The sequence below is a fragment of the Homoserinimonas sp. genome (assembly GCF_056262345.1).
The window spans coordinates 1-7700 of record NZ_JBACFR010000013.1; the positions used below are offsets into that span (position 1 = coordinate 1).

The window sequence follows — 7700 nt, forward strand, 5'->3', positions numbered from 1 at the left end:
GACCAGATTGAGAAAGCGCTGCCGCGCCTGCGGGCTGCACGTCGTGAGTCGCGGAATTGCCTCGATAACCCAGTTGTTCCACTTCTCTGCCCACGAGAGGTAGTCCCCGGCCGAGGTTGGGGCCTCACAGAGATCCGCGAAAGTAAACCACAGCTGAGTGGCGTCAGCTCGTCGAGCAGTGAATGTTCGCCCCCCACTCGTGAGCGTCTGCTGCTCCTCTGGATTAGGGGCCGGCTCCGGCGCTGAGCGTTGCCATGAGCCCTGCGAGAACCCGTGACGGCGGTCCTCGGCACGTTCGATCCTGCGGTAGTCGGTGGCCCCATCGACGGCGACGACGGTGAGGTTGCGTTCAATAAGGTCGATCCCCGGCTCAAAAAGGTGGTGAAACATCTCGTCTGGCAATAGGCCAGAAGGCGGATAGTTCGACGTGGCGAGAAGGGGAACGCGGCGGGCCTCGAGGTCTCGAAGTACCCGCAGTGCGAGGGTCGCATCGCCGGCATCGTGCAAATGGAACTCGTCGAAATAGAGCAGGTCGACGCCATCGACGAGTTCGCCTATTGCCGTGTCGATTGCGCCGGGCTGGGGGATTCCATTGCGATACAGGTCGAGCTGCAGCTGACGGTAGAACGAGTGAAAGTGCACGCGGCGTTTGCTCTCGACCTCCACGGCGTCAAAGAAGGCGTCGGCGAGCCACGTTTTGCCGCGGCCGACCGTGCCCCACACATAAAGCCCTCGCCACCCGGCGCTGCGATCTACCGGCAACCCGGCGCCAAATTCGGCCAGCGCGTCGGCGACGGCTTCCTGGTGCGAATCAAGGGTGTGCCCCGCACGGTCAGCCGCCCGCGCTATCGACTGTCGGATGCGGGCACCGGGGGAGCGAAAGGGAATCACCCGTTAACGCTAGCCGCCCCAGGGTGGCTCGCCGACCGGTGCCGGGTTGGCGGTCGCGGTGACTCTCCGCTCGCACAATCCGCCCGCCTACTCTCAGCCAGTTCCCGGTTGTCGATCACCCCCATCCGGGGGTACTTTTGCCTCACGGTGTCGAATCGGGTCGGCATCTGAACGGCAGCGTTGTCGAGTCTCGGGTTGGCAGAGGTGCCTGAACCCGTGGTCTCGGCTGAGCCCGTGCGGGGTAGGCGGCGAGGACGAGGGTGATGGACATGGCGCCACTAGTTGAAACGAATCGCATCAGGGGCACGCGCGCAGCCGAAGCCGATAGTCCTCGCCACGCAGCCGCTCCGAGCGAGTTGTTGTGGACGGAGATGGGTGCGGGCGTGTGGGTGGCCAAGCGCCAGTCAGACTTCGCGGGCCTCATCGAGAAGTTGTGGGGCGCGGGATATCGAGTCACTGACCACAATGGTCGCGTCGTGGGGGAGTTCTCCTCGCTCACGAGCGCGCGGGATCAGTTGCTCTAGCAGGGCAGATCGCTCTAACCAGTTGCCGCAGCGGGGCGCACCGCTGGCTGGGCAGGGCAATCACGGCTGCTCGATCTTTACATCGTCTGGCTCCTTGTCGGGCCGCCAGCCTCGCCACGTCGGGTGGCGGAGGCGTTGTGTGGCCGTCCACTCGGAGAACTCGACCTCGCCGACGAGTGAGGGCGTGACCCAGTGCGCATCTCGGGCATCCGCACCCGGCACGTCGATAAATGGTGAGCTCTTGCGTTCGAGCCTTCGCAGCTTGGCTGCGGCGGCCTCGAGCTGCTTCTCAGTGAACCCGGTTCCCACTCTGCCCACGTAGCGCAGCCCTTCATCCTCAGGGATTCCGAGGAGAAGCGACCCGACAAGACCCGATCTCGCACCCTTGCCCGGGCGCCAGCCGCCGATGACAACCTCCTGGGTGTGATGATGCTTGATCTTGATCCAGCTGCGGGACCGGCGTCCTGGCGTGTATGAGCTTGTGCGCCGTTTCGCCATTACCCCTTCGAGACCGAGCTCAATGCTCGTCGCCATGGCGGCATCCAGGTCTCCCGAGAAGGCGTCGGGAACTCTAATCGTCGAGTTCTCGGTCACCACCGACTCAAGACGCTCTCGCCTCACGTCGTAGGTCATCGGCAAGAGTGACTCATTGCCTTGACGCAGCACATCGAACACCATGAGCTGCACGGGGTTCTTCTCCCGGGCAGCCTCGACCTCGGCCGCTCGGGTGAGCCCCATCCGCTGCTGAAGCGTGCCGAAGTCGGGTCGACCCTTTCGGTTGAGAGCTACGATCTCGCCGTCGAGCACGGCGTCGCCGTCGACCGCGGTCGCAAGCTCCGAAAGTTCCGGGTAGGTGACGGTGAGGTCGTTGCCGTTGCGACTCGTGAGTCGGACCTCTCCGTCCTCCACAGTGGCGATGCAGCGGATGCCGTCCCACTTCATCTCGAACGCCCAGTCGTCTTTGTCATGAGCGAGCATCCCCAGCTGCCCGGAATCGGCCACGCCGGCCAGCATGGGGGCGGGCGCCGCGGTGCGGGATGCGGCTCTTTTCGGTGCCGGGGCGGAACCGCTCTTTTCCATCAGGTGGATGAGCCAGGTCTGCGGCTCGGCGCCGGTGTGGATGAGAGCGTACCGATGGCGGCCGTGGCGCTCGCCGTCGATGGTGACGATGACCTCCTTGCCCTCGCGCCACTTTTCGAGTTCATAGGTTCCCGAATCCCAGATGGTCACGTCACCGGCGCCATATTCGCCGGCAGGGATACTTCCTTCGAAGGCGCCGTAGTCGAGCGGATGATCCTCGGTCTGCACCGCGAGATGGTTTTTGGTGGGATCGGTTGGTACCCCTTTGGGCAGGGCCCAGCTCACCAGCACTCCGTCGTGTTCGAGGCGAAAGTCATAGTGGAGGCGCCGGGCGTGGTGCTCCTGAATGACGAAGGTGGGGGCATTGGGCGACGGGGTCGCGGTGGGGGAGTCTCCCATGGGCTCTGCGGTTTTCGCCGCATTGCGCATGCTCCGGTACTTCTCCAGTCGGCTCTCTGTTTCTGGGGTCGCGGCGAACGTGGCCATGTGGGCAGCGGTCGGCTCCAGCGAGTCGAAGTGCCCTGCGGTCAGGCCGGCCAGCGGGTCACCCATCGTGGCGACACGCTCTAGCACTTCTGTGTAGTCAAGATGACGGAGCTCGGGGTCATCAAGCTCTTCCCACGTCCGCGGTGCGGCGACCATCGGGTGCGAGCGTCCCCGAAGCGAGTACGGTGCGATCGTCGTCTTTGAGGCGTTGTTCTGACTCCAATCCACCAGCACCTTTCCTCCACGGAGCGCCTTTTTCATATCGCTCACGATGAGGTCGGGATGGTCGGCCTCCAGCGCACGGGCGAGCTCGTGCGCAACCGCCGAGATTGCGTCGGAGTCGCGGGATTCGTCCAGGGCGGCATAGAGGTGGATGCCCTTGCTGCCGCTGGTCACGGGCATCGGGTCCAGCCCCATGTCGACCAGGATGCTGCGCGCAATCCTGGCGACCTCGGCGCACTCCTGCAGACCCGCACCTTCGCCGGGGTCGAGGTCCAGCACAAAGCGGTCAGGGTTTCTGTGTGCGCCCGTGCGGCCGAACCTCCACTGCGGCACATGGATCTCGAGGGCGGCCATCTGCGCAAACCAGGCCAGCGTGGCTCTGTCGTTGACCAGAGGGTATGTGTTGGTGTGGTCGCGGTGTTGGATCTCCCGCGACGCAATCCAGTGGGGGGCCGACGCGTCGAGGTTCTTCTGAAAAAACACCTGCCCCGGCTGATCGACCGTGCCAACGCCGTGAACCCACCTCTTTCGCGTGGCCGGGCGGTCGGCGGTGTGCGGAATCATCGTGTCGGCGATGCGCACAAAGTAGTCGAGCACATCGGCCTTCGTGGTGCCGGTCTCGGGGTAGAGCACCTTGTCGAGCCGGGTGATCCTGAGCTTTCTGCCGTCGATGCTTACGGTCTGCTCATCGTCGTGGGTTCGGGTCGCCATGAGGCCATCGTGCCTCCGGCCGCGCTCTACGGTCGCGTTTTCTCTCCGTATTCCAAGCCTCGGCGGGCTCGCAGCTGCGCTAACCCACCATTAGCGAGTCGTAGGCGCTGTAGGCGCTGAGGAGCATGGCTGCCACAATCGCCGCTGTCACGACCGACAGCATCCGTCGCCGCCCGCGACCGATGAGGGCCGCGATGATCAGGCCGAGAGCGAGTTCGGCCCACCACTGCGGGCCCGCAGCATCAATGACGGCAATGCCATAGAGGCCCTCGCCGGCCACGATGCCGCCCAACACCCCGGCAGCAAACGCCTGATCTTGCCATCGTGTCGACGAAAGCACCGATGCCGCGAGCCCGAAGAGGGCACCGGCCATCGCGCCGACGACCAGATAGATCACCGCCGACCGGAGCGGTGCCTGGGTCAGCAGCGCATACGTGCCGGTCATGCCCACAAGAGCGAGCGCCCCCGCCACCACGGCGAGCATGCCAGAGGCGCGTTGAAACATCACGAAGCCTGCCGCGACGAGCCCCCACAGGGCGCTCGTCGTGGCGAGAGTGTGCCAGGGGGAGGGCAGCGCGGCCGCGAGCGCCCACGCGACCGCGCCGAGAAGTGCGCCACCACACAGAGCGATGGCGAGTGTGCCAGCCGGGGTGTGCGGCTTGTCGGTGACGAGGAGGCTGCGATTGGCTGCGGCGTCAGGCGGGGCAGGGTCGCGGCGGTCGGTCATGACCCGAGGCTATCGGGCCATCGCAGCAGAGAGAAGCACGGCACGGGGTCAGCTTGGCGTTGCCTGCGAAAGGTCACGGATGCTCGGCAAACGGTCGAGAATGGGCCGCATGAGAGCCATTTGGAAGGGTGCGATCGCCTTTGGGCTCGTTAACGTGCCCGTCAAGGTATATGCGGCAACCGAAGACCACGACATCCCATTGCACCAGGTGCACGCGGCCGACGGCGGGCGGATTCGGTATCAGCGCCGGTGCGAGATCTGTGGCGAGGTCGTGGACTACGCCGATATCGATAAGGCGTTCGACGACGGCGAGCAGACTGTCGTGCTGAACGACGAAGACTTTGCCGCGCTTCCCGTGGAGAAAAGCAGGGAGATCGACGTCGTCGAGTTTGTGCCGACCGAACAGATCGACCCGATCATGTTTGAGCGCACCTATTTTCTCGAGCCGGATTCGTCGTCAACCAAGGCGTATGCCCTGCTCCGCCGCACCCTGGAGCAGACCGAGCGCACCGCGATCGTGCAGTTCGCGCTTCGGCAAAAGAGCAGGCTCGGGGCTCTGCGGGTGCGCGGCGATGTGCTCATTCTCCAGTCGCTGCTGTGGGACGACGAAGTTCGCACGGCGACGTTCCCATCCCTGGATAAGCCGGTTCGAATCTCGCCCAAGGAGCTCGAAATGTCGGCTGCGTTGGTGGAGTCGTTCGAGTCCGATTTCGACCCGTCAAAGTTCACTGACGAGTATCAGGCGCAGCTCCGCGAGCTGATCGACGCCAAGCTCAAGGAGGGTGACGCGTTCGATTCGGAGGCCACCTTCGGCAAGCGGGGCGAGGGAGAAGGCGGGGAGGTCATCGACCTCATGGAGGCGCTGCGCCGAAGCGTTGAACGCAGCAGGTCCGGCGGGGCAGGAGCAAAGAGCGGTTCCAAAGCCGGCTCCAAAGCCGGCTCCACGAGCAGTGCCAAGAACAGCGCTAAGGGCAGCGCCAAGGGGTCTGCGCCGAAGAAGGAAAAGAAGGTGGCTCGATCGTCCTAGAGTGATGACGATGACGCACCACAATCACGACCACAGTCACGGCACCGGAATAACCGATCGCCGACGGTTGGTCATTGCCATCGTCATCGTTGCGGTTGTTCTTGTTGTCGAAGCGATCGGGGCATGGCTCTCAGGGTCGCTCTCGCTGCTGGCGGATGCCGGCCATATGTTCTCAGACCTGACCGGCCTGGTCATCGCCCTCATTGCCACGGTCATCGCCGCCCGTCCGGCAAGTGCCCGTCGCACATTTGGCCACCGCCGAGTTGAGGTCTTTGCCGCGTTCCTCAACGCGGTTATCCTCACCGCGGTTGTCGTCTACGTTCTCGTCGAGGCGGTATCGCGGTTCGTTGAGCCGCATCCGTCGGCGGTACAGGGCGCTCCCATGCTGATCGTGGCCGCGATTGGTGCGCTCGCGAACGCTGCCGCGCTGCTCGTGCTGCGCGGGGGAGCACGGTCGACCATCAACATGCGGGCCGCCTATCTTGAGGTCTTCGGCGACCTGGTGGGGTCTGTCGTCGTCATCATCTCGGCGATCATCATCCTCGCGACGGGCTTCGAACTCGCCGATGCAATCGCCTCACTCGTGATTGCCGTACTCATCCTGCCTCGCGTGTTCTCGCTTCTGCGCGACGTTGTTGCCGTTTTGAGTCAGGGCGTGCCTCGGGGCACAGACGTTGCTCTCATTCGCGAGCATGTGCTCTCCAAGCCCGGCGTTGTTGACGTGCACGATGTACACGTGTGGTCCGTCACGCCAGGGCAGAACGTCTTTTCTGCCCACGTGGTGGTCGAAGACTCTGTTTTTTCGTCGGGGGAGCAAGCCTCAGCGCTGCTCGGCGCTCTCAACGAGTGCCTTGCCGACCACTTCGACGTGGAGCACTCGACGTTTCAGCTTGAACCGCAGGCACACGCCAATAAGGAGCCGCAGCAGCATCCCTAGCTCTCGATAGAGCTCTGTGTGTGCAGCGGAAGGCTCCCCGCATAACGAACAACGGGCCCCCGCGATTGCGGAGGCCCGAAGGTTTCGTGCTGGGGGTGTTACTTCGCGAGCGCAACCTGCAGGTCGAGCGTGAGAGTGATGTCGTCTCCGAGGGTCACTCCGCCGGCCTCAAGCGCGGCGTTCCACGAGACACCGAAGTCGTGGCGGTTGATCTTGGTGGTGGCGCTGGCCGCCGCCTTGGTCTGGCCGTATGCGTCGGTCGTGATTCCGCCGAACTCGCCCGTGAGGGTGATGGGCTTGGTGACGCCGCGAAGGGTCAGGTCGCCGATTGCCGTGAAGTCGTCGCCATCGAACGTGATGCTCGTGGAGCGGAACTCAGCGGTGGGGAACTCGTCGGTCTTGAAAAAGTCACCCGTGCGCAGGTGGTTGTCGCGGTCGGCCTGGTTGGTGTTGACCGACGCAACGTCGATCGAGGCTTCGATGGTGCTCTCTGCCGGGTTCTCGGCGGTGGTGATCGTGCCAGAGAAAGTGTCGAACGTGCCACGGACCTTGCTAATCATCAGGTGCTTGACGCTGAAGGCGATGGTCGAGTGGGTGGGGTCGATTGCCCACGTGCCGACGATGTACTGGGGGTGCAGAGATGTTGATGTAGTCATGAATTCATGCAACTGCATCGACTGCGGAAGCATTCCCGATTGGCCAAAAAATTTGTTGCGACAACCTATTTCGACGGAAGTCTGGGAGCTACTCAGGTTTCACGGAGGTTCGTCGGGTTGGCTTGTTCGATCGCCGCGGCACCCGAAAGCCCGGTTTCGACAATCTTAAGGACTGCTTACCCGTGCCCCTCAATCCCACTGTGCCCGCTGCGTCCTCCGCGCCGCCAGCGGAAGAAAAGGCCGCAGCACGTCACCGCGGAGTCGCGCCCCCGCAGCTCGCTCCTGCTCTTCAACGGCGCCTCCACGGCGTGCACGCCGTCAAAACTCTGCGCACTCGTCTCGCGGCAACCACCGGAGCGCTGTTGATCGCTGCGATCGCGGGAGTAGCGGTTCCTGCGGCAGCGCAGCCCGTCCAACCCGCGGTGGCGGCGGTCGAGCC

8 protein-coding genes are annotated in these 7700 nt (G+C 64.1%); 4 read left to right on the plus strand and 4 right to left on the minus strand.

The genetic code is table 11. The features are described from left to right. A partial coding sequence (zapE, locus tag AC062T_RS00675; protein WP_476026408.1) for a cell division protein ZapE occupies positions 1-891 on the minus strand: 891 nt, incomplete at its 3' end. A gap of 269 nt (positions 892-1160) precedes the next feature. On the opposite strand from zapE, the gene AC062T_RS00680 reads away from it, so the two are divergent. After that, positions 1161-1415 carry a hypothetical protein gene (locus AC062T_RS00680; RefSeq protein ID WP_476026410.1) on the plus strand — a complete coding sequence of 85 codons (255 nt, stop codon included), beginning with the start codon at positions 1161-1163 and terminating at the stop codon, positions 1413-1415. A gap of 60 nt (positions 1416-1475) precedes the next feature. Here the strand turns inward: AC062T_RS00680 and AC062T_RS00685 are convergent, their stop codons facing one another. Together AC062T_RS00685 and AC062T_RS00690 are read right to left on the minus strand one after the other, a co-directional pair. Continuing rightward, the gene (locus tag AC062T_RS00685) at positions 1476-3914 is read right to left on the minus strand and encodes an ATP-dependent DNA ligase (protein WP_476026412.1); all 2439 of its coding nucleotides are present in this window, start codon (positions 3912-3914) and stop codon (positions 1476-1478) included. A 79-nt stretch (positions 3915-3993) separates the two neighbouring features. Continuing rightward, positions 3994-4641, minus strand: a complete 648-nt coding sequence (locus AC062T_RS00690) for a DUF6518 family protein (RefSeq protein WP_476026414.1) — start codon at positions 4639-4641, stop codon at positions 3994-3996. A gap of 109 nt (positions 4642-4750) precedes the next feature. On the opposite strand from AC062T_RS00690, the gene ku reads away from it, so the two are divergent. After that, positions 4751-5668 carry a non-homologous end joining protein Ku gene (gene ku, locus AC062T_RS00695; protein WP_476026416.1) on the plus strand — a complete coding sequence of 306 codons (918 nt, stop codon included), beginning with the start codon at positions 4751-4753 and terminating at the stop codon, positions 5666-5668. Positions 5669-5678: 10 nt separating this feature from the next. Beyond that, the gene (locus AC062T_RS00700) at positions 5679-6605 is read left to right on the plus strand and encodes a cation diffusion facilitator family transporter (RefSeq protein ID WP_476026418.1); all 927 of its coding nucleotides are present in this window, start codon (positions 5679-5681) and stop codon (positions 6603-6605) included. Positions 6606-6703: 98 nt separating this feature from the next. On the opposite strand, the gene AC062T_RS00705 is transcribed toward AC062T_RS00700, so the two are convergent. Further along, positions 6704-7261: a YceI family protein gene (locus tag AC062T_RS00705; protein ID WP_108518957.1), complete on the minus strand. Its 558-nt coding sequence runs from the start codon at positions 7259-7261 to the stop codon at positions 6704-6706. Between the two features lie 182 nt (positions 7262-7443). On the opposite strand from AC062T_RS00705, the gene AC062T_RS00710 reads away from it, so the two are divergent. Next, the coding region (locus AC062T_RS00710) for a hypothetical protein (RefSeq protein ID WP_476026420.1) at positions 7444-7700 on the plus strand (257 nt) is incomplete at its 3' end.

What these genes read in the sequence shown, in the direction of transcription:
- ku (WP_476026416.1), top strand. Translation starts at nt 4,751, where the DNA reads ATGAGAGCCATTTGGAAGGGTGCGATCGCCTTTGGGCTCGTTAACGTG.
- AC062T_RS00705 (WP_108518957.1), bottom strand. Translation starts at nt 7,261, where the DNA reads ATGACTACATCAACATCTCTGCACCCCCAGTACATCGTCGGCACGTGG.
- AC062T_RS00685 (WP_476026412.1), bottom strand. Translation starts at nt 3,914, where the DNA reads ATGGCGACCCGAACCCACGACGATGAGCAGACCGTAAGCATCGACGGC.
- AC062T_RS00690 (WP_476026414.1), bottom strand. Translation starts at nt 4,641, where the DNA reads ATGACCGACCGCCGCGACCCTGCCCCGCCTGACGCCGCAGCCAATCGC.
- AC062T_RS00680 (WP_476026410.1), top strand. Translation starts at nt 1,161, where the DNA reads ATGGCGCCACTAGTTGAAACGAATCGCATCAGGGGCACGCGCGCAGCC.
- AC062T_RS00700 (WP_476026418.1), top strand. Translation starts at nt 5,679, where the DNA reads ATGACGCACCACAATCACGACCACAGTCACGGCACCGGAATAACCGAT.